Below are 24846 nucleotides of genomic sequence, written 5' to 3' on the forward strand. Positions count from 1 at the left end.
TTAACCTAAACCTTAGTTTTTGTGTGAGCCCTTACAAGTTCTTTTCCTCTTTCTTCAATAAGTTTCTTACGGTAGCTTTCGTAATCCACCAGCATTATCGCTTTGGTGGGACAAGCTTCAACGCAGGCACAGGAGACTTCATTGTTGTCTTGTATTCTACTGAAACAAAGGTCACATTTACGGGCTTTAGCCTTTTTGGTTCTGTAATTACTGTTATCATTTATGTCTTTTGTTATACTAATAGCTCCAAAGGGGCAAACCATAGTACAAACTTTACAGCCAATACAATTACCCTCATTAATTTTAACAAACCCATCCTCTTGGTATATTGCTCCTGTAGGACAGGCGAGAGCACAAGGTGCATCTTCACATTGTCTACATTGAATAGGCATAACCATGTCATCAACTTGAACTACTAAGTTTCTTGGTTGTAATTGTAAGCCTTTAGTTACGGCAGTTTGTAAATCACAATCTGCATGAGCAATAGCACAGGCCAGCTCGCAATTCTTGCAACCCAAACATTTCCGGGGATCGGCGTAAATAAAGAAATTCTCTTTAACTCTCACCATTGGGGTTCACCTCCTTTCTATCCTTTTCTTCTACTTCCAAATTCTCAATGTATAATTCCTTTCCGGCAACGATGTCTACAGATCTGCTCTCACATTGTGGACATTGAAAATTGTAATTGCAAACCCGGAACACATTGGTACATTCCTGACACTTTCCCTGCAGAGGAATCCGCTCAATAACCAGCTCTGCGCCCTCGGCAACAGTATTTTGCGCATAGGCCTCAAAACAAGCAGTTAAAGTCATAGGTTCCACTGCTGTCATCTCGCCAACTTTTATTTTTACCTTCAATACCTTTTGGATTTGATGCTCTTTTACCTTAGCATTGATAATCTTAAATAGACTATCCACTATCGCCATCTCATGCATGACACCGCATCCTTTCACTACGACATAAATCATGAGGACTACTGCCATGTCTTTAGATTTTATATTATCTTTCAGTGCAGGAGATACAGGGATCAATACTACTTATAATAAGTGGAATATCAGACACCTTATTTCCCGGCATCATAACATTGAGCGCTTCCCAGTTCATATAAGTTGGTACTCGCCACTTAAGGCGTTCCGGTATATCAGAACCGTTTGTGCGTAGATAATAAATCAATTCTCCCCGCGGAGCCTCTGACTTGGCTACAGCCTCCCCAGCAGGTATTTCCGGCAAATAGTCTATACAAGTTGGACCGTCAGGCAATTTTTTTAGACATTGTTGAATAATATTGATAGCTTCCTGAATATCCCTTAACCTAACTATGGCTCTCGCTCTAACATCACAACCAGTTTCTACATTAACATTAACTTTTATCTTGTCATAAGCCGCATAAGGACTCTTTACCCGCACATCATTATTTACTCCAGACCCCCTGGCAACAGGACCAACCACACCATACCGGATGGCTTCTTCTTTAGGCAAGATCCCTACACCTTCAGTTCGAGCCCGAACAAGCTTATTGTTCATATAGATATCAACAATTTCTTCCAATGGCTTTTTCAAGCTGTCCATCTGCTTCATCATATATTTAATTTTTTCATTAGATAGGTTATATTTTACGCCGCCAATGGTATTAGCGGCCAAGTCCATCCGATTACCATAAATAGTCTCTTTTGTATCCTGGACTATCTCCCGTATCTCCATCACATGCATAAATAAGGAATCAAAACCAATGATATGAGCCAATATACCAGCATTGAACAAGTTGGATGCTATCCTTTTTATTTCATCAGCAATAACCCTTAGATATTCACCTCTTTCCGGAACTTTGATTCCGGCAATCTTCTCAATAGCCATACAATAGGTAAATGGATGGTTATTTGAACACAAAGAACAAAGACGCTCAGTTAAAGTTATATTTTGGTAAATGTTGCGTTGCAATGCCAAGGATTCCATCCCCCGGTGTACAAACCCTGCCGTTATATCCAAACCAACAACAGTCTCTCCTTCAACCTGCACCCTGAAATACATTGGTTCTTCTAACGCTACATGTAGTGGTCCTACTGGGATGGTATAAGTGCTCATTTATTATCTACCTCCTTAGAAGTGGCTGCAAATACCTTCTCCCATAACGTTTTACTAGTTGCTCCGTTCATAGCTAATGATAAAGGAATTAATTTATTCATTATTCCTTCATCAATAGTTTCATCAAGGAACAATCTCTTTGGATTAGGATGACCGACCACTTTAATATCATATAATTCTTGCAATTCGCGTTCCGTCCAATCAGCACCTTTAAAAATCGGAGTAATGGAATTAACTTTACCACTATCACGGGGTATTTCTATGGTAACTGTGCAAGTACAGCCATCCAGATCAAAATGGTAAGCTATTTCATGAATATCTCTCTGTTGGGCATCTTTAGTTTTATAAGCTGTAATAGTGATTACCCGGCCGCCCAAGTTCGACACAATTAACGCAACGTTAGTAATTTGGCTGTGGTCATTAAGCCTACACCAGCCAGTAACAACTCCTTTCGAATCTGTTTCCCAACGCAAGGAGAATCCTTCGCCCACTGCCTGAGTTAGTTTCTCTTTAAAATCCTTCTGAATATTCCGCTCCATCCTGTTTCCTCCTCTCCTTCATCGAAGGGCTCGTTCTTGGCGGCATTTTGGGCATAAATGCCTTAATTTTTCAATGTCCTTGTTAACTTGATCATAAGCTACGTTCAGTAATTCAGAAGCTATGGGCACCATAGGTGTACCACACTGGGCACAATTTACATATTTAATGAACCCTTTTTCCACATATCTGTACTTGTCCTCTTGCTTGTGAGCTGTATGATAATCCTCAGTTAAGCGAATTGCTTTAGTTGGGCAGTAATGTTCACAGAGACCGCAAAAGGCACACGTATTATGCCAAAGTATAAACTCCAGGCCACTTTTGTCGGCCACTTCCCTGATTTGGATTGCTCCACCAGCACAAACGTGCTCACACATTCTACAGGCAACACAAGCCTTGGCATTATATTTGATTTTACCTCTCAGTCCCTTGGGAACAAAAGTTTCACCGAAGGGATAAGGATCGGTAGACGGACCTTTGAGCAAATTACGAATGGCTATTTTTAAAAATGAAGACATGGATCCCCCTCCCTTACAGCCTGGTTTCCCAAATTTTGATGGCTTCAACTATCCCGTCAATAATCGCCTGTGGTCTGGGAGGACAGCCCGGTACATTTACATCTACCGGAATAAATTTGTCAATAGGCCCGGTAATAGCATAACTGTCTCTAAACACCCCTCCCGATATTGGACACACTCCTATGGCTACCGTTACTTTAGGATCAGGAATTTCATCGTAAAGACGCAAAACCTTTTCCTTAACCCGAGCAGTAAGAGGACCGGTAATCAAAACGATGTCGGCATGCTTTGGACTTCCACAATATTTACAGCCTAAGCGTTCAACATCATAACGAGGGATGCATGCCGTAGTTGCCAATTCCACATCACACCCATTACAGGATCCCGCATTTATGCGGTACAACCACGGTGATTTCTTGGCAATTTTTTGCAGTAACTTTTTCATCCAGACTCCTCCCTGTTATCCTTGTAACAACGTTAAAACCAAGCTGATCAAAGCCAGTACTGTCGGATACTTAAGATAGAATTTGAAAGCCTGATCCATCCGTATCCGTCCTGTACTGGTGCGAACAACTGTAATAGAAATTACCATTAAAACTAAACATTTCAGGAAAAACCACAATAGGTTAATCAAGAAATTTTCACCCAGTGGTGTCGGGAAAAAGAGTGCTATGGCTAAACCCAATACCACAACCATTTTTAGGGAGGTCATTAGTTTAAATAAAGCTAAACCGGTACCGGAATATTCCAGAATAGGACCCTCGACAATTTCAGTTTCCGCCTCGGGGATATCAAAGGGAACCACCCCCATATTACCCGGAATGAATACCAGAAAAGCCAGCAGAGCCGGTAACATGGTGTAATCAAAAAGTAATGCCCCGTTTTCCAATTGAAACTGCACAATTTCACTTAAAGAAAAGGTAGCTATACCACCTGTTGCCAGTCCAACCTTCATAGCAACGGTTACGAGCACTATCAGTAACGGCAACTCATAGGACATCATCATGACCATTTCCCTGGAAAAGCCTATAGCCCCAAAGGGTGAACTGGAGGCAGAACCACCGATCATCAAAGCAATGGCAGGTAATGACAGCAAATAAAGCAAAACCAATAAATCTCCCAAATGCTCAAAACCTTGGTATACGCCAGCGATAGGTATCAAAGTCACAGCTGCCATCATCCCTACAAACCCCAACAATGGCGCTAACCTAAAGGCCTGCAGGTGCGCGGTCTCCGGTACAACTATCTCCTTCCTGGTAAGTTTGACCAGGTCAATAAAGGGCTGGTAGACAGGGGGACCAACCCTCCTCTGTAGTCGAGCAGCAATTTTACGATCAATTCCCATAAGAAACAATCCAAAAACTACGGCAAACAAGCCACCAGGAAAAATTAATAAATCAAAAATTAATTTAACAATATCCGTCATAGTTATACCCCCTTACCTAAGCCGGTAATCCGGTATAAAACTTTAATGCACTGTTTAACCAAGCCTTTTGGCGATTCATAAAGATTATGGGAATTAACATGCACCTCTTCAGCTGTTAAATCAGTTACCCCACAAGTATAGATTTTTGTATATCTGATTTTCCCATTGCCAATAAAGTAGACACTAACACCTGCAATAAAGGCTATTGCCAATAGTACAGCGATAACTCCGGCATTCCAAGTTCCCAGGCCGGAATCAATCCCGAAAAGTGAAACTGAAACCGGTGTAAGGCCCAACCAACTCTCTATAGCAGCAATAGTAGTTAGTGGTATCCCCGGGAACACACCAAACACCACACACAAAACAGCTAAAATCACCATAGGAACTTGCATTGTCCAAGGAGCTTCAGTTACATTCTCTAACTCCTGCGGTAGTTGCCCGAAAAAGGCAGAATGTAAAAACTTTACTATATAAGCTAAGGTCAAAACACTTGCTAACAAAGAAACTAAAGCTAAAAACACATATCCTTTCTCCATGGCAGCTTGATAGATTATCCATTTAGAGGTAAATCCATTAAGGGGCGGAACACCAGCAACTGCCAATGCGCCAATCGTAAAGACCCCGAGAGTGACAGGCATTTTTCTGCCAATTCCTCCTAGCCGATTCAAATTCTCGATACCGGTTTCCACCATAATGGCACCGGCTACTAAGAACAGCAGGTTCTTAAACAGCATATGGTTAACAAAATGTAATAATCCCCCGGCCACTCCCAAAGAAGAGCCTAGGCTTATTCCTAAAATGATATAACCTATTTGACTCACAGTAGAATATATAAGCAGGCGTTTTAGACCATTTTGTAAGAGAGCCAGCGCCGCAGCCATTAATATAGTTAAGCCGCTTACCCAGGCAAGTATATACATGAAGATCGGCATCTCTCCTGCCAGACCAAACTTGCCTATAAGAGCAACTCCTCCAAAAACATAAAACAATTTAACCATCCCAAAAGGTGCACTTTTTAAAAGCACAGAAGAAATGTAACCACTGACCGGTGTTGGTGCAGTTGGCGGATGCATCTGATAGTCGATGCGAAAAGGTAGCATAGCTGCCTTCATGGCAAAGCCGATCAACATCAAGATCAAGCCAAAAGCCACAAGGTTTGTCGGCAAAGTACTTAACCGTCCAGCCAGCGCACCCATCTCAAAAGTACCGGTATTAGCTGTTAAGATAATTAGCCCTAAAAACATCAGACTGGCTCCAACATAATTAAAAATAAAGTATTTAAAACCTTCCTGTAATGCCTCCCTGGTTTCCTCATGAATAATCACAAAGTACAGGGTCCAGCTGCTCATGATTTCCCAGAAAGCAAAGAAGCTGAAAAGGTCTTTGCTCACCGCCACACCCAGAAGGCCGCCAATCATTAAAAGGAAGAACGCGTAAAAGCGATTTTGAGCGTGTCCGTGATCCATATAACCCAGTGAGTAGAATAAATTTAAAACTCCAATAAAAGCGATAAGTAAAACAAAACTCCGGGAAAAAACATCAAGATCAGAAGAGGCAGTAAATACTGTTATCAATGTTACCACCATTGTCACAACTGCTAACCAGCCGCTGACCTGGGCCGAACGTCTTCCCAAAAGGTAAGCAACCAGAGCGCCTACCATTGGAATTACCGCAACCATGGGCCAAACGATGGAAACGTTAGGAATGGCAGTTACAGCCATTTGTCCTTTGGCTGCAATTAAATCAGCCACCGGCTTAACCAGAACCATGCCTGCTTGTGGATACAAACCATTAAAAACAGTTAAACCCGTTAGAATACCAATTGGAATCAACATAGTAATCGGAGCTTCCTTAAGAGCGGGTCCCTCATACTTTTCAAAGAAAATAATCCTAACCAGTTTCAAGTAATAAAAACTACCAATAATACTGCCTACAAGTATTAAACCTGCCACTGCCAGATGACCGGATTGTACACTGGCGTAAAGCATTAAGAATTTACTGATGAACCCGTTGAAAGGCGGCAAGCCCATGATAGCTAATATGCCAATACTAAAACACAGAGATGTTACAGGCATTACTCGGCCGATACCTTTGAACTTTGTAATTTCCTGACTCTTCAAGCGATAGATTAAAGCACCCACAGCCAGGAACAAGAGGTTTTTCATGATTGCATGATTCAAAACATGATAAAGGGAACCAATAAGACCCAAATAAGTTCCTATTCCCAGAGTAATTACAATCTCTCCTACCTGGGCCATAGTTGAATAAGCCAACATCTTTTTAATATCAGTCTGTCTAAGGGCCATGATTTCACCGACCAAAAGCGTCAGTGCCCCAAGCATGGAGATAATAAATCCAATGGTAGAAAACTGACCGGCAGTACCCAACTTGGTCAGTAAACCTGCACCAAAAACAACAAAGAGAATACGTACCAGTCCGTAAATACCGGTTTTGGTCAAAATCCCCGACATTGGCGCCGAAATGGACGAAGGTGCTACAGGATGAGCATCAGGCAACCAACTATGCATCGGCACCAAGCCTGTTTTGACACCAAAACCGATTATAAACATTCCCAAAACTGCTAACATAAGGCTTGGAGATAATACCTGTAAGTTTGCAGAAATTGCCGCCATATCAAAGGTTCCAAGCTTTACATGCAATGTTAAAATTGCAAAATGCATAATATAAGCTCCGGAAGTACACATGATAAAATATTTGAAACCGGCTCGCAGGGCTTTGTTAGTTTGCTCATGAATAACCAAAAAGTAAGAGGTCCAGGTCATTAATTCCCAGAAGACGTAAAAATTCCCCAGCTCCTTGCTGGTTGTCAAACCCAACAAAGTGCCTAACATTAAGAGCAAGAAGAAAAAGTAACGATTTGTATACGGCTTATCCTTAAAATAACCCACAGAGTAAAGAGTGACTAAGAAACCGATAAAGACCATAATCAGAGCAAAAAGTTTTGATAAACTGTCAAAATCGCCACCTTGCCAAGCCAAGTATACTGTTATACCGGTAATGATAACCGCCAACAAATTACGTAAGTCCGGCGAAAATCGCCCAATAAGATAAACTACGAACCCACCCGCATAAGGAACGAGAACCAAGGTGGACCAAGGTGATTCAAATACAGGCAATTGTTCCAGACCAGCATTCCCTAATAATGTGGCAGCAGCATGCTCAGCACTGTGAATGAAAGGCTCCGGAAACAAGCCCATAAAAGCAGTGAGACCACTCAGAACCAGTAAAACTGCCATCAAAGCAGGAGAAACTTCTCTAACTTTTTCTGCACCGTGCCCTTCTTGGACAGGTTCCTCGAAACACAGTCTTTGAATTACCAGAAGGAAATACACTGCCTCAATGATACTGCCTAACGTGGCCATAGCAGCATAAAACCAATGACCGCTTTCAATAGCTGCATAAATAATTAAAAATTTACTAATAGAACCCTTAAATGGTGATAAACCCATTACCGAGAACAACCCAAAACCGAACAAGGTTGCTGTAACCGGCATGGTCTTACCTATTCCTTTGAGCTTTTCAATACTATAAGAGCGCCCTCGCGCAATAAATGCTGCCGCAGCAACAAAGACCAATGCTCGCATTACTATTTGATATTCTAAATGCAACAGAGCTCCTGAGTTACCTTCATGAGTACCCATACCAAGTCCCAGCAAAACATAACCGATTTCAGCAATACTGGAAATAGTCAGTAATCGGATTAAGTTTTTCATCTGCTTCAGTGCAACCACTTCACCAACCAAAATAACCATTACACCAAGCAAAGCAAAATTCACATTTCCTGCCTCCTTCCCAAAACCAACACTTTATGTTTGTGTTTCTTTTCACGTTCAGTGTATCATTGTCTATCCTTAATTTCTGTCGCTAAGATGACATAAAGACAAAAAAATAGCCATAAAGTTGCTTGAATGGTCTGCGCTTGCCGACCATTTCAACAGTTACTTTAGGGCCATTTAATTTTATTATGTCTAAGGCTTTAGAGAAATATCCTACAAAAGGAGCAACACTCAGTTACGCCTTTCCCAACTCTTCCATTAAGCGATTTTTAATTTTATAACCTATTGCCACGATTTCTGGAGCTTGCTCAAATACACTTACCCCTGACAAATCAGCAGAAATTAATGCCGGGTCATAAGGGATGAAGCCTAAAATCGGCAAAAAGTTTAGTTCTTGCCGAATTATTTCCTCATCTCCCAGGCGTACCTTGTTGGCCACTGCAAAAACCCTGGCAACTCCCAAATCTTTGGCCAAACCTACTATCGATCCCGCTGTTTGGAAACTCCGTTTCCCCGGTTCGACTACGACTATAAAAGCATCTACTCCTTCAGCTGTACCCCGTCCTAAATGCTCCAAACCGGCTTCCATATCAACAACTACAGTATCCTCAGCCTTTAATACCAAATGACGAAGAAGATGTTTAAGCAAGACACTTTCCGGACAAACACACCCTGAGCCCCCTTTAGCTACTTTACCCATTTGCATCAACCGTATTCCAGCATGCTCTACCATATATTTTTCAGGGATATCTTCAACACGGGGATTTAAGGTAAAAAACTGACCCGATGTTCCCGGTTCAGCTCCGGTACGCTCTTTGATTAGCTCTTTATTCTCGGAAATTGTAGTCAACTTTTCCAAAATCTCCGGTGGGAACCCCAAAGCTGTGCCTAAATTGGCATCAGGGTCCGCATCAACAGCTAATACTCGCTTTCCTTCTCGGGCAAAAATATGACAGAGGAGGACGGACAGAGTTGTTTTTCCCACCCCTCCCTTACCGGAAACAGCAATTTTAAGTCCTTTTTCTGACACCCGCATCAACTCCTGACATTTAAATTATGTCCTTATAAAACAACTCTTATGCGGCCTTGACTGGGTATTCTTCAATAACCGTTAACCCTGTTTCAGCCGGTTGTTTGTCACTAGCTATAATTTGTGCCATTTTTACTATAGCGAAGAGTTTTTAAAAAAACTGTCGGTTTGCCGACAGTTCTCAGAAAAAATTCAGCCATTCCTTTTTATTGTATCGCTACACATAAGCGAAATAGTACCTTCTCTCCCTAACTAGAAACCTGCGGAAATCTCCTGTAATTTTTTTAAGTCTTTAATCAATAGTGTTCGCTGATTCACTCTTTCTAAAATCCCCGATTTTCTCAGGTCATTTAAAAGAATTGAAACCGTTTGACGGGTAGCCCCCAACATCAGGGCAATTTCTTCAGTAGTTAAACCAAGCTCTAACTTGATTCCTTGTTGTACCGTTATACCTGTGTCCTTTGCAGCTTGAACTAAAAATTCCGCCAGTCTTAAGCGAGCGTCTTTAAAAACCAAACCATTAATTATGGTAATTGAGTTTTTTAGTAAATCCCCCAACACTTTAACCATAATCAAACCAAAAGCAGGTAACTCGGCAATAATCTTTTGGAAATTACGGACATCGGTAACCAATATAGTTGTATCTTCCATTGCCTGGGTAAAGGCCCTGGTATGTGTACTGTATATATCACCAGCCTCCAAAATGGACAGGGTAAATTCCTTATCCTCATAAGCAAGATAAACCCTAACCTTCCCGGACTTTACTAAAAACACCAGGTTTTTCTCATCGTTCGGTGAAAAGAGTATTGCCTTTCTAGAAAACCGGTGTTCCTGAAACTTTTCCAAGAACTTGTCATACTCCGGGGAACTCAGAGTTTCCAACAAGTCGATGTCTGTTAACCTCATTCTGGTTGGCATAATTTTTCCCCCTCTCGTAATAAATGGATATGCCCAATAATTGCAAATCTACACCCTTATCTTGTTTTCAACAAAGGATCAAGTCCATCTTTGGAAATAGTTAGTTGTTAACTCCCTCCGGCAATAATCCTGCCAATCTACCAAAAAACAAAGCAACAAACAACGTGATGCCCCCTACTTATTTTCCATTAATCCGGAGTTTGGCGACATTTTTTCCAAACCCTTGTAAATCAATGGTTCCGGCCCACATGACAGGTTATTTGTAGTAGCGAATAATTTGTAAAATATGGTTTATATCAGTTGTTAAAACCTTGAGAATACTGTCTTCTGATGATATTATTGTAGTATAGAATAATATCGCAGGAGTTTGCCATGTTCCTTAAACGAGCGACCAAAACAGATAAAAATATTGTTTAACTATAAATATTCCCATAATCTTTATGTACTTAGAAGAAAATAGGGTCTAACCAAACACTTTTTGCAGTGAAATCATAATATATATTCTCCCTAAAGTTGGATTTGCCTTCTCATTTCTCATAAAAAAATCCCCGGAGTTTTCACTCCGGGGATTCTACTAAAATTCTACTTTTACTAAATGTTTTTCTAAGCGGGCAATACCTTCCTTAATCCGCTCATCGGGAATGGTAATAGAAATACGGAAATATCCTTCCCCATAATGGCCATAGCCATTGCCGGGAGTAATGATCACACCCGCTTTTTCTAAAACATATTCGGCAAATTCTGCCGAGGTATAACCTTTGGGAACACGAGCCCAGATATAGAAAGTAGCTTTGGGCTTAGACAGGTTCCAGCCTAAGCGGTTTAATCCCTCTACGACCATATCCCTTCTTCTCTCATAAACCCGGCGTAATTCCATAATGCTGTCCTTAGGTCCGGTTAAGCCTTTAATTCCCGCATACTGGATAGCCTGGAACTGTCCCGAATCCAAATTAGACTTAAGGCGACCTAAAGCTTCAATGACATCCTGGCGGCCCACAGCCCAGCCAATACGCCACCCTGTCATGTTAAAGGGCTTGGAGAGGCTGCCAAATTCAATACCTACATCTTTTGCCCCCGGCACCTCCAGGAAACTTGGGGGCTGGTATCCCTCGTAAGCCATTTCCGTATAGGCTGCATCATGACAGACGATGATGTCGTATTTCTTAGCAAATTCTACTACTTCGGCAAAAAATTCTTTGGTGGCGATGGCGCCGGTAGGGTTATTGGGATAATTAATAAACATCAATTTGGCTTTACGCGCGATGTCTTCAGGAATTTTGGCAAGGTCAGGCAAATAATTATTTTCTTCTAATAATGGCATGAGATAGGGTTCGCCGCCGGCCAGTAAAGTACCGATACCGTAAACGGGATACCCTGGATCGGGAACCAGGTTGATATCACCGGGATCAACATAGCAAAAGCTGATATGCCCTATTCCTTCTTTGGATCCGATGAGTGTCACAACTTCCTTTCTGGGATCCAGTTGAACATCATGCGTTTTCTCATAATACTCACAAACGGCCTGACGGTAAGCCAGCATACCCACGGAAGATGGATACTGGTGGTTTGCCGGATTTTGGGCTTCTTTACAGAGTTCATCAATAATAGGCTTTGGTGTGGGCAAATCGGGGTCACCAATACCAAAGCTGATAATATCGATTCCTTTTTCTTTGGCTTCCTCAATCTTTTTTTCTATCCTGGCAAAAAGATACGGAGGTAGTTTTTTGATTCTTGTCGCTTCCATGACAACACCCTTTCTTTTATTTTATTAATGAAACATCCTTGACTTCACCGGCAAAGACTGTTTGGGCAGGACCAGTCATATACACATGGTTATTCAGAGCCCATTCAATATCCAGTGTGCCACCTGGCAAATGTATTTTAGCCTTGCGACCTGTCTTGTTATTCAGAACAGCGGCAACCAAGGATGCACAAGCACCTGTACCACAAGCGAGGGTGAGACCTGCACCTCTTTCCCAAACCCGCATCTTCATCTCATGCTCATTGAGGACCTCAATGAAGTGGACATTGGTTTTCCTGGGAAATGCTGGATGATATTCAATAGCCGGTCCATATTTCCCCAGGTCGATTCCTTCCACATCATCCACGAAGATGACACAGTGAGGAACCCCTAAAAGAAGTGCAGTCACATAAAATACGGTATCCAGTACCCTCAGTGGTTCGTTGAGGGCTTGTCCTGCAGAACCGGACATGGGGACCTTATCCCTGTCCAAGGAAGGCTTTCCCATATTTACTGTCACTGCAGTGACTTTACCATCCTGGAGAACCAGCCGGGGCAGCATGACCCCGGCCAGGGTTTCCACAGTAAAACTTTCTTTATGTACCAATCCCTCTTCGAAGGCATATTTGGCAAAACAGCGAATGGCATTCCCGCACATTTCACCTTCGCTGCCGTCAGAATTGAAATATCTCATCCTGATATCGGCTTTTTCCGAAGGGAGAAGGAAAACCAATCCATCAGCCCCTATGCCAAAATGGCGGTCACACAAATTTTGCGCAGTTAAAGGGATGTTTGGGGGCATCTGTTCCTTAAACCCGTTTACCAAAATAAAATCGTTTCCTATTCCGTGCATTTTTACAAACTTCACTGGTGAGCACCTCACTAAGCACGCAAAGTAATAATTCGTCTCTTTCTCCTGATTTTAACAGTACGATACAATCCCTGCAAGAGGGTTGTTCCTCCGGATAAACCAATTATTAAGACCCAGTGCCAAACTTCTAAAGGAACAGTCTTAAAAATTGGCTGGAAGAAGGGTATATAGATAACGGCAAGTTGCATCAGCACTGAAGTGGTCACTGCTGCTACGAGGTAATTATTGGAAAAGAATCCTAATTCAAAAATAGAGTAGCGTTCGGAACGACAATCGAAAACATAGAAGAGCTGGGCAAAGACTAAAGTTGAAAAAGCCATGGTTCTGGCTAAATCCAGGTTTTCCCCCCCCAGATAAAAACCAGCTATATAGGTGATGAGGGTAATAATGGTAATCAGGCTGCCTCTCACTAATATTCTCCTGGTTAAGCCATGGGCAAATATACTTTCCTGCGGGTCCCGGGGCTTACGTGTCATAATATCAGGATCTGAGGTATCAACCCCTAAAGCCATGGCAGGCAAACCATCTGTCACAAGATTCATCCAGAGGATTTGGATGGGGATTAAAGGAAGGGGTAAACCCATCAAGGCTGCAAAAAACATGGTCAACACTTCCCCCACATTACATGAAAGCAGGTAACGAATAAATTTTCTAATATTATCATAGATGCCCCGACCTTCTTCAACAGCTGCCACAATAGTAGCAAAATCGTCATTGCCTAAAATCATAGCCGAAGCTTCTTTGGTCACGTCAGTTCCCGTAATGCCCATGCTCACACCGATATCCGCCTCTTTTACAGCAGGAGCATCATTCACACCGTCTCCGGTCATTGCCACAATATGTCCTGCCCCTTTTAAGGCTTTGACGATACGGAGCTTGTGCTTAGGAGAAACCCGTGCATATACCGCTATTTGATTGACTTCTTTTAACAACTGGCTGTCACTCAGCCTGTCGAGCTCAGGGCCTGTTAAAACTTTTTGCTGGCTACTTGTGATGATGCCTAATTCCTTAGCTACTGCCTCCGCCGTTTTTCTATGGTCACCCGTGATCATCACAGTTTTGATGCCCGCAGTTTTACACACCCTTACGGCCTTTTTTGCTGACAGCCTGGGCGGGTCAATCATTCCCGCCAGGGCCACAAAAGTCAAGTTCTCCTCTAATGTGCTCCCATCCTTCTCCCAGTTTAATTTCTGGGGAATGTCCCGGAAGGCCAAACCTAATACGCGTAAGGCCTGTGCAGCCATTCTGTCATTAGCCCGCAGTATTTCTTCTTTGACTTCTTTCGTCAAGGGTACTATTTTCCCCTGCCAAAGGGCACTTGTACAGAGATTTAATATGACGTCGGGAGCGCCTTTACAGTAGACCACAGGTCCATTTTTCGTTAAATAGACCACACTCATGCGTTTACGTTCCGAATCAAAGGGAATTTCATAAACCCGTCTTTCCGACTTTTCTAAAGTCTCACGCCATATTCCCGCTTTGGCAGCAGCTACTAGCAAAGCGCCCTCTGTAGGGTCACCCGAAATTTCCCAGGTATCTTCTTTTTTATTTCTGAAAAATCCCTGCACTACAGTATCGTTCTTTTGCAGGTCGGCATTATTACAAAGAGCGGCAATCTTAAAAGCCATGTCTAAACTATGCTTATTTTCTTTACGCCATTTATCCACCTCAGGATAAACAAATTTGCCCCGGGGTTCGTACCCTTCACCTGTAACGTGCACAAAATCTCCGGAAGAAAAAATCTGGCGAACTGTCATTTCATTCTGAGTTAAAGTACCGGTTTTATCGGAGCAAATCACAGTAGCACAGCCCAAAGTCTCCACTGCCGGCAATTTACGGACAATGGCCTGTCTTTTGACCATCTTCTGTACACCCACGGCCAGGGCGATGGTCACAATGGCCGGTAAACCCTCCGGTATGGCCGCCACAGCCAGGCTTACCCCTGTCAGAAACATGCGATAAACGGGTTCACCCCGCAGCACACCTGTCACTACAACCACAGCCACAATAGCCAGGCAGAACAGGACAAGCCAACGCCCCAGTTGGGCTAATCTCTTTTGCAGGGGTGTATCTTCATCTTCAACCTGTTGGATATAGTCTGCGATTTGCCCCATTTCCGTACTCATGCCTGTCTCTACTACTATTCCCCAGCCTTTACCCCTGGTAACCACGGTACCCATAAATCCCATGTTCCTTCTGTCTCCCAGCGGGGTATCGGCTAAGTATATTTCCTGGGGTCTTTTTTTCACAGGCACTGATTCACCGGTCAGAGCCGCTTCTTCTACCTCCAGCTGGTGAGCCTCCATAATGCGTAAGTCTGCCGGTATAATATCACCAGTATCTAATATTACGAGATCTCCCGGAACCAACTGGCTGGCAGGAATTCGTAATGTCTCTCCCTCTCTTTTCACAGTGGCTTCGGGGGCAATCAATTTTTTCAGAGCCTCCATAGATTTTTCAGCACGAAATTCCTGGATAAAACCTAAGATAGCATTGATGATGACTATGGCCATAATGGTAATGGCATCAGCATATTCACACAGTAACCCCGAAATGACGGTGGCCGCAATTAAAACCAAAACCATAAAGTCCTTAAATTGAGTTAAAAAAATAGCTACAGGAGATATTCGTTTCTGTTGTACCAATTGATTGGGACCAACGAGTTCCAACCTCCTGGCTGCTTCCTTCTGCTCCAATCCTTTTTCTCTATCTGTTTGTAATTTTAGCACTACCTCTTCCTGCCCCAGGGCATGCCAGTTACTCTTTTCCATACTCGAGCCTCCTCTGCTGCCTAATCTTATTTTCTATTCCTTAATTCTTATTCGCAGCGTGAGACAAAAATGACGAGAATTAGCTGACAACTCTTGATACAGAAAAGAGGAAGATGGGATATACTGATGTATAGCGATTGTCCGACTTCCGCTTTCCGACTAAGTTAATCGCCACCCGCCACCCGCTACCAGTTACCCGAAAATATACTTCTAATTCTGGTATCGGGGATGGGGAAACGGGGGCTTAGGAGCTAACAACTAACAACTAACTCTGGAGGTAAACTATGTCATTTGATGGAATTGTGATGCGTGCCGTAAGCCTGGAACTGGACCAGTTGCTCTGTGGCGCACGTATCGATAAAATATACCAACCCCTGCCCCATGAAATTATTATTTTGCTTAGACAAAAGGGGCAAAATTATAAACTCCTTATTTCCGCCCATGCCCAAGAGGCCCGCATTCACCTGGTAACCCAAAGTAAACCCAACCCTGCCGAACCTCCCCTCTTCTGTATGGTTTTGCGCAAACACTTGGAAGGGGGAAAAATTGTCTCCATCACCCAGCAGGGCCTGGAACGAGTCCTGGACATCACCTGTGAGGTAATGGATGAACTGGGTGATTTGGTTACACGCAAGCTTATGGTGGAAATCATGGGGCGCCACAGCAATATTATTCTGATTAACCCCCAGAATAATAAAATTCTTGATGCCATCCACAGGGTACCCCATACCGTGAGCCGCTACCGCCAGGTCTTACCCGGTTTACCCTATCAGGCTCCTCCTCCCCAGAAAAAAATCAACCCCTGGGAGGTAAACGAGGAAGAATTTTATGCCAGGTTTTTGGCCAATCCCCTTTCTCAGCCCGTAAGTAAAGCCATCTTAAACACATACAGCGGCCTTGGTCCCCAGACTGTGGAAGTAATAATCACAAGGGGAGGTCTAAATCCCTCCTTGCCTTTGGAATACTGTGGCCAATATGAACTAACCAAACTATGGCTGGCTTTTAAGGAAGCTGCCTATGCTATCTATCACGGTAGTTTTACCCCTGAAGTCCTTATGCTTAATAAAAAAACCAGGACCTTCTCCGCCCTGGCTTTAACCCACTTTACCACCGGTGAACGCATCTCCTTCCCGACCATGAATGAAGCGCTGGATTATTTCTACCGTCATAAAGAAGAGACCAATACCTTCCAACAAAAAAAGGCAGATATCGAACACCTGCTCAAAAAAGAAATCGAGCGCTGTGAGAAAAAGGCAGGACTCCAGGAGCAAACGGTGCTGGAAGCCCAGGATACAGAAAAATACCGGCTCTGGGGCGAACTGTTGATGGCTCACCTCCACCAGTTGAAACCGGGAAAAGAAGTGCAGGTAATCAATTACTATTCTCCTGCCAGTGAGACCTTAACTATTCCCTTAGATGAGCATCTTTCCGTCTTAGAAAATGCACAAGTCTATTTCAACAAGTATCAAAAAGCCAAAAATGCTGCCCATAAAGCAAAGGAGCATTTGGCCGAAACCCGGGCAGAACTTGACTATCTCTACAGCCTCTCTGCCTCCTTAGACACAGTAACCAGTGTCCAGGAAGTTGATGAGATCAAGGAAGAGTTCCGCGAGGCCGGTTACTTGAAAACCGTTACTCCGCAAAAAGGAAAAATACCCGTGAAAGAAAACACTTCTCCCCAAAAGGTTATCGTTGATGGCTGGGAAATCTATTACGGGAAAAATAACAAACAAAATGACCTTCTAACCATGAAAATGGCCAAAGCCGATGATGTCTGGCTTCACACCAAAGATATACCCGGTTCCCATGTGATCATTAAAAATCCCGAAGGTAAAGCTGTCCCGGACAACATCCTGGAAGCAGCAGCTTTATTGGCCGCTTATCATTCTAAAGTCCGTAATTCCACCCATGTACCTATTGATTATACATTGCGTAAACATGTACGTAAGCCTAAGGGGGCCAAACCCGGCATGGTCATTTATGATAACCAGCGAACCATATATATAACACCGGAACTAGAAAGAATAAAAAACATTCTAGGTGAATGAAATACACCATCAAATTAGAGCCCAGGCTTAAATGCCTGGGCTCAGGTTTATTTTTTTCGCCTTATCAATGTATTTAACTAGCATTGAGGGAAGCCACAAGGCCTTTCCTGTTGCCGTCGAACTAATATGGCACAAAGCTGACGGAATTGCCTGACCAGGAATTGCTGTATATAATGACCATATCAAATAGAAAGGAAAAGACGCCCCCGTTTTGATGTGTTACTGCGCCAACAGTAGCACTAGGAGCGTCCCCAATAAGCTTAACATGGTCATTGTAACAAAATATAAGCTCATTGAGAATCCCCTTAAAGGTGTTTTTTGTTAGGAGCGAGGAACAGAATCTCTGTCCCTGCTGTAGCGAATCAATGGAAGTGATCGGAAGTCGCCGGCGGAACTGCATTAATAGTGCCGGAGAAAAAATGGTCCTAATGATTAGAAGACTTCAATGTAGTAATTGTAAGCGCATCCATCACGAACTTCCAGATATCCTTGTTCCATACAAGCGGCATTGCAGTGAAAGTATAGAGACTGTGATAGCCGGGAATACTCTCGCCGTTGCAGCAGATGAATCAACTATTACCCGTTGGCGGATCTGGTTTTTTGATTTAGTTAATCACTTTTTGGGTTGCCTAATATCTATAGCTATTATTCAGTATTCCAGAAATTCTGTGGAAGTACCATCCGACCTTCCCCTGTCCCCGCTCCAAAGGATATGGCATTATGTAGGAGAATCTTACGGCTGGCTAGCCAGAGTTGTCCGAACCGTAGTTAATTCAAATAACTGGGTACAGACCCGTTCTGCCTTTTTGTCCTGATGTAGAGGTTATACACTCATGTTAGATTCCGAATATTAGGGAGGTAATCTAGCATGAGAGACCAAAAAAAGGCCGAGGACGTTGCTACTCAACGAGTACAACTCATATCCCCACTTCTAACTGAAGGGTTGGACCCTGCCAAAGCCAGACAGATTAAAACCCAAATTTGCGAGCAGGCTGGAATTTCCGAACGTACTCTGCGCAGATATCTGTCAGAGTATAAGACACATGGCTTTGCCGGACTTAAGCCCAAAGGTAAAGCTCAGAGCAGAAGCGAAGATGCCATTCCGCCAAACATCCTGGAACAGGCCATATTATTGCGACGAGAGGTTCCAAAGCGCAGTGTGGCCCAAATCATACAGATTCTAGAATGGGAAGGTCTGGCCCAGCCGGGTCAAATTAAGCGCAGTACACTGCAAGAGAAGCTAGCCGAACGTGGATACAGCGCCAGGCATATGCAGATGTATATGAGTACCGGTGTTGCTACTCGGCGGTATCAGCAGAAGTATCGTAACAAGCTTTGGCATTCCGACATTAAGTATGGACCCTACTTACCTATCGGCATAGATGGTACCAAGAAGCAGGTATACTTAGTAACATTTTTTGATGATTGCACTAGGTTTGTTCTTCACGGTCAGTTCTATCCAACCTTGGATCAGGTCATCGTTGAAGACTGTTTCCGTCAGGCTATCTTAAAATATGGAGTGCCGGAGGCAGTGTTCTTCGATAACGGCAGCCAGTACCGGACAAAATGGATGGGACGGGCCTGCGCCAAGATGGGGATTAGGCTACTATTTGCTAGGCCATATTCCCCAGAATCGACTGGGAAAGTGGAACGTTTTAACCGGGTGGTCGATTCCTTTCTCAGTGAAGTTGCCTTGGAGAAACCTCAGTCATTAGACAAACTCAATGAGCTGTTCTGGGTGTGGTTAGAGGAGTGTTATCAAAACAAGCCCCATTCTGCATTGGAAGGCAAAGCTAGCCCCGCCAGTGCCTATCGTAGCGACAAAAAAGCCCTAAAATTCCTGGACCCGGAAACAGTAGCCAACGCCTTTCTTCATTGCGAAGAACGCAAAGTTGATAAAGCTGGATGTATCAGCTTCCAGGGGAAAAAGTATGAGGTCGGGCTTAGTTTCATCGGGTGTACCGTAGATGTCATCTATGATCCCGCTGACATTACTGAACTGACCATAGAATATGAGGGGCATACCCCTTGGAAGGCCCGGGAACTCGTTATCGGAGAAATGGTAGGCCAGCGACCTAAGCTACCTGAACATCTAAGGACACAACCAGCCGAATCCTCAAGACTCCTGGCTGCAGCTCTTGAGAAGAATCAGCAGAGAATAGAACAACAGGCTCCTGCCATTTCCTACAGAACCGTAAGAAAGGCAGGGAACTAAGATGTTTGAACCTTTCTACGGGCTATCTCAAACTCCGTTTTCACGGGATATCCCAACAAACGAGTTGTATCAGTCACTCATGCTGGAAGAGACGTTAGGTCGCCTGGAATATGCTGCCCAGCGTCAGTTGTTCGCCGTTGTTACCGGTGACTGCGGGACTGGCAAGACTACTACTATCCGTCGATTCAGGGATTCCTTAGACCCTGCTAAATTCATGGTGCTGTACCTGGCGGATTCCAAGCTGACACCCAGACATTTCTACAAGGGTCTCTTGGAGCAGCTAGGCTGTGAATCCAAATTTTATCGTGGTGATGCCAAGCGTCAACTGCATAGAGAAATCGAGCTTATGCGGGGTATCCAGCATCTTCAGCCTGTTGTCATCGTAGATGAAGCACATCTTCTGGACCGGGAGATGCTGGAGGAGGTCAGATTCCTTCTCAATTTCAAGATGGATGCGCAAAGTCCCATGGCTCTTATCCTCGTCGGTCAGACTGAACTTTGGGAGAAGTTTAAGCTTCAGGCCTATGCCGCTATCCGGCAACGCATTGATCTCCAGTGTAAACTGCCCCACTTGGACCGCGCCCAGGTAGGGGATTATGTGAAACGACATCTTGCTTACGCTGGTGCCGACCATGATATATTTTCTGATGGTGCTTTGGATGAGATATTTCGGTTCTCTAGTGGTGTCCCTAGGCTAGTGAACAAGGTCTGTACTCACTGCTTGCTATATGGGGCACAGAATGGCCGCCGGATCATCGATGACCATATGGTTAAGTTGGTTATCCAGGGAGAATTGTCATGAAGCAGCAATGGTGCAAGATGACATACGACCACGAACAAGACCGCTGGATGGTGGATACGGGAGACTACTGTTACGAACTCCATTGTGGAGAAGTTTTTGATTTGTTAATCGGTTCAACTAGTATTCCTTGCCGCATAGAGTACGATCATCAGTGGTATGTGATTATGCCGGGAGCCCGCTTCAATTTGCGGATCGGGAATTCGTACAAGGTGGAAATATAACGGCATCCGGGAAGGTGGCGATAAAGTCGTCTCACCTTCTCGGCCACTGGCCAAATTGTCCGTCATAAACTGGACACCATATACTGGCAGTTACAGGACATTATGAAGTGTCAGTAACACCTTTCCCCACCGCCTTAGCCAACTGGTAAGGTATCCAGAGAAAGGCAAAAAGAGACGGCAGGCTGTGTAAAAAGTGAACTTAATTAACTACTTTTTCCGCTCCAGTCTGCCTTCCCCACTTCCTCCTTTGCTCAAAAAGTTGTCTTTTTCTTTCCTAAGGGCTAATATTGCCTGTCGATAATGCCTTCTTGACAGATTAATGCGACACGGGAACCGTCCCCCTGTCGCATTTTCAGTTAGAGCAATGACATTACCATGGCCGTTTGCATGGTAGTAACAAAACTGCATACATTTACACAAAAATGTTATAAATATATGGGTTTTTGGCGTTTAACTGATTCCTTGGCAGCCAATAATACCCTTAATGTATCTATTGCATCTTCAGCCGTAACTATGGGCTCTACGTCGTCAATAATACACTTTATGAAATAATTTAATTCATCCTTAAGCGCGTATGATTCAATACCAGCATCCTCTTCAGAACCTCCGGGCCATCTTAATATTCCGGGATATTGCCATCCTTTTTCCTCGTTACACAAAGAGATAGTCTGTTCAAGGTTATTAACTTTCATAACTCCCTTTGTCCCAAAAATATCAATTCGTGTATCATTCTCTTCGGTTGGAAAAGTTGACGGCAAGGACCAAGATTCCTCAATTACACCTATTCCACCATTTCTAAATCTTAAAAGTAAACAAATATTGTCATCTTGACCTTCTCTGTTACGTACAAACGAACCGCTTTCCGCATATACTCGTTCTACTTTATCATCTAGCATCCATTTTAGGATATCCACATCATGACCAACTATGTGAGTCATCATCCCCACTTCTGTAAAGCACCATTCAGGTTTTCCTAAAAGTCGTGACGATCTTCTACTTGAAACTTTAAAAACGTTACCAATATGTCCATTTTTTAAAATACTTTTTACACGTCTTAGGGAAGGATTAAATCGTTCTATATATCCCACCATTACTTTTCTATTATATTTTACTGCTGTTTCAGCAATTGCATACGCATCTTCAATATTTGTGGCAATAGGCTTTTCAAGCAGAACGTGCTTACCTGCAACTAACGCTTTTATAGCCATTTCCTTTTGTATATTCGGAGGAACTGCAATGGATACTGCATCGATGTTAGGATTCGAGAGCAATTGGTTGTAATCCGTGTAAGCAATAGCATCATACTTATCAGCGATCGCTTTTACATTATTATAATTTCTGCTACTGACGCCAATTAATTTTACATTATATAGTTCTGAAAATGTCTTGGCATGTAAAGTACCAAACTGACCAATGCCAATTACGCCAACTCCAATTTGCACCATATTTATATTCACCCTTTTATAGTTTTCTCAATAAAGTCTGTGAGAGTTTCAATCTCTTCATCAGTGATAAACCAGGCTAGCGACACCCGAATACCTTTGGTTTTCTTAATCAGATCTATGGTTCTCCATTGAATAATTATGTTTTTTTCTGCTGCCCTTCTAACAATTAATTCATGATCAGCATTTTCTATAAAAAATGTAAAAATACCCGTAGAAAGTTCCTTGTTTTCCGGTGAAATAATATTAAGACCTTTTAAACCTTTCAGTCTGTATCTTAAATTCTCTGCTAATTCCCTGCTCCTTTTTACTATATTGTTTATTCCGATCTGGGCATTAAATTCAATGGCTTTTCCCATTGCATGGTATAAAGGAAGGTGTCTTCCTCCAAACTCAAACTTTTTTGCGTTATCGTGAAACACAATTATATCATTTTCAAAGTCGAACGACTCTTGCGCACCCACGCCTGTAAAAGGAGGTCGTATTTTACCCAAAGTCTTTTCATCTATATACATGGCTCCTACGCCTTCTGGCCCACATAGCCACTTGTGGCAGGTCATCAAATAAAAGTCACAACCTAAAAATTTTACATTTACATCCACCTGACCGCAAGCCTGGGCACCGTCAACAGCCACGAGTATTCCCATAGAATGTGCGATATTACAAATTTCGGTAACTGGCAATTGAATTCCTGAAACATGTGTCACATGGCTTAGTGCTATTAATTTAGTTTTAGTGTTAATAATCTCTTTAAGGTTCTGAATAATTTTCTCTATACTGTTTTCTATCTTAAGCTTTTTTACTTTAATTCCCTTTATATGTACAAGATTTAAAAAAGGTAATATAAAGGCGGGATTTTCCTGGTCAGAAATAATCACTTCATCGCCGCGTTGCAAGTCCATAGCGTAAGCGATAGTATTTATTCCTTCTGTAATACATCTTGTAAAGCTGATTTCTTCAGGTGAGGCTCCTAAAAAACTTGCTATGGTGTTTCTTACTTTTTCAGCTTTTGCTTTCATGTTGTTTACAACAGGTATAAGAATTTGACCTTCAGTTGCTAGATATTCGTATGTGCTCTTTATTTCTTCGAGAATCGGTATAGGTAGCGGTCCGGAGCCACCTGTATTTAGATATATACTCTTTTTAAGGGCTGGTAACTGCTCTCTATATTTAATAAAGTTATTTGATTCCATCACGGTCACCTCTATTGATAGGTACATTCATACCATTTTTAAATACTTTGACTACACGTTTTAGACTACTTAGATCATCATAGGGGCATCCATCAACGAAAATGATATCCGCTTTCTTGCCCTTTTCAATTGTACCTACCACATTTCCAACTCCTATGGCTTCAGCTGCTAAACTAGTTGCCGATTTAACCACTTCTTCCTTTGGCATATCTAACTTTTCATGCATCAATAGAAGTGTCTTCCAAAGCTCATCGAATTCAGTCAGTTTACAACCTGCGTCCGTCCCGGCAATTATTTTTACTCCAGAATTATACATCTTTTTGGTGGTGTAAAATCTATTCTCCTGAAATGTTTCCCAGAGTTGTATCTTTTCTGGAAGTGGTGCTGCCTCTTTAGGAGGAAGTATATATGACTTACCCATTGCTGGACAAACATAAATCCCTTTTGCCACAATTTCCTCTACAGTTTTTTGGTCATAATCTACATTATCGTCCTTCATCCAGCTACAGTGATCCAATACATCTACGCCGGAACTAACTGCATCATTAATACTAACTGTACTATGTACATGGGCACTAACTTTCTTGCCAAACATATGGGCCTGCTCGGTAACTGTCTCTACTATATTTTTTGAATACTGATTTATTTTTGAACTACTACCCGGGGTCATATTTCCACCGGATATCATAATCTTTATAAAATCAACACCGTTCTTAACAAGTTTACGGAGTGCTTTGATTACCTCATCCTTACTATCTACTTCTAAATTGAAAAAATGGCAGTGGCCTCCGGTAATGGTAAGAGGCATGCCACTGCATACGATTCGCGGCCCAATAATGATATTTTTATTTATAGCTTCCCTCAGTTTTATTATGGAATAACCTTTTGCACCACAATCTCTCAGAGTTGTTATTCCAGCTGATAAGGCTTTTTGTGCGTTTCCCGCCATTCTCAATAAAACTTCGTTTTCTTCTTCTGCAAGTATTTCGTTTAATGGATTAGTACTTGCACTGAATGACAAATGGACATGAGTATCAATTAGGCCTGGCATTACAGTACAATCCCCTGCATCAATAATTTCTATGCCTGGTTCCGATAGCAAGGGCTGTAACTTATCTCGCTGCTCAACAATAACAATATTTTCCTTTTCTATTACTACACCTATATCAGTTTTTAATTCTTTACTATATCCGTCAATCATTTTCTTGGCTAGAATAACCTTCACTGTTTGAG

General features: G+C 42.7%; 21 protein-coding genes. 5 read left to right on the forward strand and 16 right to left on the reverse strand.

What is annotated here, in order from left to right; translation table 11 throughout:
• Nucleotides 1-5 precede the first annotated feature (5 nt).
• The 13 genes from BR63_RS06585 to BR63_RS06645 all read right to left on the reverse strand — a co-directional run bounded on the left by BR63_RS06585 (nt 6) and on the right by BR63_RS06645 (nt 15692).
• Nucleotides 6-569 (reverse strand): 4Fe-4S dicluster domain-containing protein, encoded by a 564-nt coding sequence (locus tag BR63_RS06585; RefSeq protein ID WP_034425148.1) that lies wholly within the window; start codon nt 567-569, stop codon nt 6-8.
• Nucleotides 556-969, reverse strand: coding sequence for a hydrogenase maturation nickel metallochaperone HypA (hypA, locus tag BR63_RS06590; protein WP_243270075.1), 414 nt, complete (start codon nt 967-969; stop codon nt 556-558). The genes BR63_RS06585 and hypA overlap by 14 nt, the downstream gene beginning before the upstream one ends.
• A gap of 31 nt (nt 970-1000) precedes the next feature.
• Nucleotides 1001-2083: a hydrogenase large subunit gene (locus tag BR63_RS06595; protein ID WP_034425152.1), complete on the reverse strand. Its 1083-nt coding sequence runs from the start codon at nt 2081-2083 to the stop codon at nt 1001-1003.
• Complete coding sequence (locus BR63_RS06600) at nt 2080-2622, reverse strand: NADH-quinone oxidoreductase subunit C (protein WP_034425154.1); 543 nt, start codon at nt 2620-2622, stop codon at nt 2080-2082. The genes BR63_RS06595 and BR63_RS06600 overlap by 4 nt, the downstream gene beginning before the upstream one ends.
• A gap of 18 nt (nt 2623-2640) precedes the next feature.
• Nucleotides 2641-3138, reverse strand: a complete 498-nt coding sequence (locus tag BR63_RS06605) for a 4Fe-4S dicluster domain-containing protein (protein WP_034425156.1) — start codon at nt 3136-3138, stop codon at nt 2641-2643.
• Nucleotides 3139-3151: 13 nt separating this feature from the next.
• Nucleotides 3152-3583, reverse strand: coding sequence for an NADH-quinone oxidoreductase subunit B family protein (locus BR63_RS06610; protein WP_034425157.1), 432 nt, complete (start codon nt 3581-3583; stop codon nt 3152-3154).
• A gap of 15 nt (nt 3584-3598) precedes the next feature.
• A complete protein-coding gene (locus tag BR63_RS06615; protein WP_034425158.1) occupies nt 3599-4564 on the reverse strand; it encodes a respiratory chain complex I subunit 1 family protein in 966 nt (321 codons plus the stop codon).
• Between the two features lie 2 nt (nt 4565-4566).
• The gene (locus tag BR63_RS06620) at nt 4567-8361 is read right to left on the reverse strand and encodes a proton-conducting transporter transmembrane domain-containing protein (RefSeq protein WP_034425159.1); all 3795 of its coding nucleotides are present in this window, start codon (nt 8359-8361) and stop codon (nt 4567-4569) included.
• 235 nt (nt 8362-8596) lie between these two features.
• Nucleotides 8597-9391 (reverse strand): ATP-binding protein, encoded by a 795-nt coding sequence (locus BR63_RS06625; protein ID WP_034425160.1) that lies wholly within the window; start codon nt 9389-9391, stop codon nt 8597-8599.
• Between the two features lie 252 nt (nt 9392-9643).
• Complete coding sequence (locus BR63_RS06630) at nt 9644-10309, reverse strand: Crp/Fnr family transcriptional regulator (protein WP_034425161.1); 666 nt, start codon at nt 10307-10309, stop codon at nt 9644-9646.
• Between the two features lie 574 nt (nt 10310-10883).
• Nucleotides 10884-12053, reverse strand: a complete 1170-nt coding sequence (locus tag BR63_RS06635; protein ID WP_034425162.1) for an LL-diaminopimelate aminotransferase — start codon at nt 12051-12053, stop codon at nt 10884-10886.
• Nucleotides 12054-12069: 16 nt separating this feature from the next.
• Nucleotides 12070-12918, reverse strand: coding sequence for a diaminopimelate epimerase (dapF, locus tag BR63_RS06640; RefSeq protein ID WP_034425163.1), 849 nt, complete (start codon nt 12916-12918; stop codon nt 12070-12072).
• Nucleotides 12919-12932: 14 nt separating this feature from the next.
• Nucleotides 12933-15692: a calcium-transporting P-type ATPase, PMR1-type gene (locus BR63_RS06645; protein WP_034425165.1), complete on the reverse strand. Its 2760-nt coding sequence runs from the start codon at nt 15690-15692 to the stop codon at nt 12933-12935.
• Between the two features lie 284 nt (nt 15693-15976).
• Between BR63_RS06645 and BR63_RS06650 the strand changes: the two genes are divergently transcribed.
• The 5 genes from BR63_RS06650 to BR63_RS06665 all read left to right on the forward strand — a co-directional run bounded on the left by BR63_RS06650 (nt 15977) and on the right by BR63_RS06665 (nt 20978).
• A complete protein-coding gene (locus BR63_RS06650; protein WP_034425167.1) occupies nt 15977-17740 on the forward strand; it encodes an Rqc2 family fibronectin-binding protein in 1764 nt (587 codons plus the stop codon).
• Nucleotides 17741-18051: 311 nt separating this feature from the next.
• Nucleotides 18052-18555, forward strand: coding sequence for a DUF6431 domain-containing protein (locus tag BR63_RS19485; protein ID WP_276568918.1), 504 nt, complete (start codon nt 18052-18054; stop codon nt 18553-18555).
• Nucleotides 18556-18608: 53 nt separating this feature from the next.
• Nucleotides 18609-19955 (forward strand): DDE-type integrase/transposase/recombinase, encoded by a 1347-nt coding sequence (locus BR63_RS06655; protein WP_187142733.1) that lies wholly within the window; start codon nt 18609-18611, stop codon nt 19953-19955.
• Nucleotide 19956: 1 nt separating this feature from the next.
• Nucleotides 19957-20757, forward strand: a complete 801-nt coding sequence (locus tag BR63_RS06660) for an ExeA family protein (protein WP_187142735.1) — start codon at nt 19957-19959, stop codon at nt 20755-20757.
• The gene (locus BR63_RS06665; protein ID WP_187142736.1) at nt 20754-20978 is read left to right on the forward strand and encodes a DUF5348 domain-containing protein; all 225 of its coding nucleotides are present in this window, start codon (nt 20754-20756) and stop codon (nt 20976-20978) included. The genes BR63_RS06660 and BR63_RS06665 overlap by 4 nt, the downstream gene beginning before the upstream one ends.
• 425 nt (nt 20979-21403) lie before the next feature.
• Here BR63_RS06665 and BR63_RS06670 read toward each other — a convergent pair whose 3' ends face one another.
• Genes BR63_RS06670 through BR63_RS06680 form a run of 3 tightly spaced genes read right to left on the reverse strand, consistent with a single transcriptional unit; the run spans nt 21404 to nt 24838 of the window.
• A complete protein-coding gene (locus BR63_RS06670; protein WP_034424383.1) occupies nt 21404-22423 on the reverse strand; it encodes a Gfo/Idh/MocA family protein in 1020 nt (339 codons plus the stop codon).
• 8 nt (nt 22424-22431) lie between these two features.
• Nucleotides 22432-23613 carry an aminotransferase class V-fold PLP-dependent enzyme gene (locus BR63_RS06675; RefSeq protein WP_034424385.1) on the reverse strand — a complete coding sequence of 394 codons (1182 nt, stop codon included), beginning with the start codon at nt 23611-23613 and terminating at the stop codon, nt 22432-22434.
• Complete coding sequence (locus BR63_RS06680; protein WP_034424388.1) at nt 23600-24838, reverse strand: metal-dependent hydrolase family protein; 1239 nt, start codon at nt 24836-24838, stop codon at nt 23600-23602. The genes BR63_RS06675 and BR63_RS06680 overlap by 14 nt, the downstream gene beginning before the upstream one ends.
• Between the last annotated feature and the right edge of the window lie 8 nt (nt 24839-24846).

The organism is Thermanaerosceptrum fracticalcis, from assembly GCF_000746025.2.
Taxonomy (GTDB): Bacteria; Bacillota; Peptococcia; order DRI-13; family DRI-13; genus Thermanaerosceptrum; species Thermanaerosceptrum fracticalcis.

Bases quoted from the DNA above. Each gene is read 5' to 3' on its own strand.
- BR63_RS06610 (WP_034425157.1), bottom strand. From the start codon at position 3,583: ATGAAAAAGTTACTGCAAAAAATTGCCAAGAAATCACCGTGGTTGTAC.
- BR63_RS06600 (WP_034425154.1), bottom strand. From the start codon at position 2,622: ATGGAGCGGAATATTCAGAAGGATTTTAAAGAGAAACTAACTCAGGCA.
- BR63_RS06615 (WP_034425158.1), bottom strand. From the start codon at position 4,564: ATGACGGATATTGTTAAATTAATTTTTGATTTATTAATTTTTCCTGGT.
- BR63_RS06635 (WP_034425162.1), bottom strand. From the start codon at position 12,053: ATGGAAGCGACAAGAATCAAAAAACTACCTCCGTATCTTTTTGCCAGG.
- BR63_RS06670 (WP_034424383.1), bottom strand. From the start codon at position 22,423: ATGGTGCAAATTGGAGTTGGCGTAATTGGCATTGGTCAGTTTGGTACT.
- BR63_RS06645 (WP_034425165.1), bottom strand. From the start codon at position 15,692: ATGGAAAAGAGTAACTGGCATGCCCTGGGGCAGGAAGAGGTAGTGCTA.
- BR63_RS06665 (WP_187142736.1), top strand. From the start codon at position 20,754: ATGAAGCAGCAATGGTGCAAGATGACATACGACCACGAACAAGACCGC.
- BR63_RS06605 (WP_034425156.1), bottom strand. From the start codon at position 3,138: ATGTCTTCATTTTTAAAAATAGCCATTCGTAATTTGCTCAAAGGTCCG.
- BR63_RS06585 (WP_034425148.1), bottom strand. From the start codon at position 569: ATGGTGAGAGTTAAAGAGAATTTCTTTATTTACGCCGATCCCCGGAAA.
- BR63_RS06675 (WP_034424385.1), bottom strand. From the start codon at position 23,613: ATGGAATCAAATAACTTTATTAAATATAGAGAGCAGTTACCAGCCCTT.
- BR63_RS06655 (WP_187142733.1), top strand. From the start codon at position 18,609: ATGAGAGACCAAAAAAAGGCCGAGGACGTTGCTACTCAACGAGTACAA.
- BR63_RS06630 (WP_034425161.1), bottom strand. From the start codon at position 10,309: ATGCCAACCAGAATGAGGTTAACAGACATCGACTTGTTGGAAACTCTG.
- BR63_RS06660 (WP_187142735.1), top strand. From the start codon at position 19,957: ATGTTTGAACCTTTCTACGGGCTATCTCAAACTCCGTTTTCACGGGAT.
- hypA (WP_243270075.1), bottom strand. From the start codon at position 969: ATGATTTATGTCGTAGTGAAAGGATGCGGTGTCATGCATGAGATGGCG.
- BR63_RS06595 (WP_034425152.1), bottom strand. From the start codon at position 2,083: ATGAGCACTTATACCATCCCAGTAGGACCACTACATGTAGCGTTAGAA.
- BR63_RS06650 (WP_034425167.1), top strand. From the start codon at position 15,977: ATGTCATTTGATGGAATTGTGATGCGTGCCGTAAGCCTGGAACTGGAC.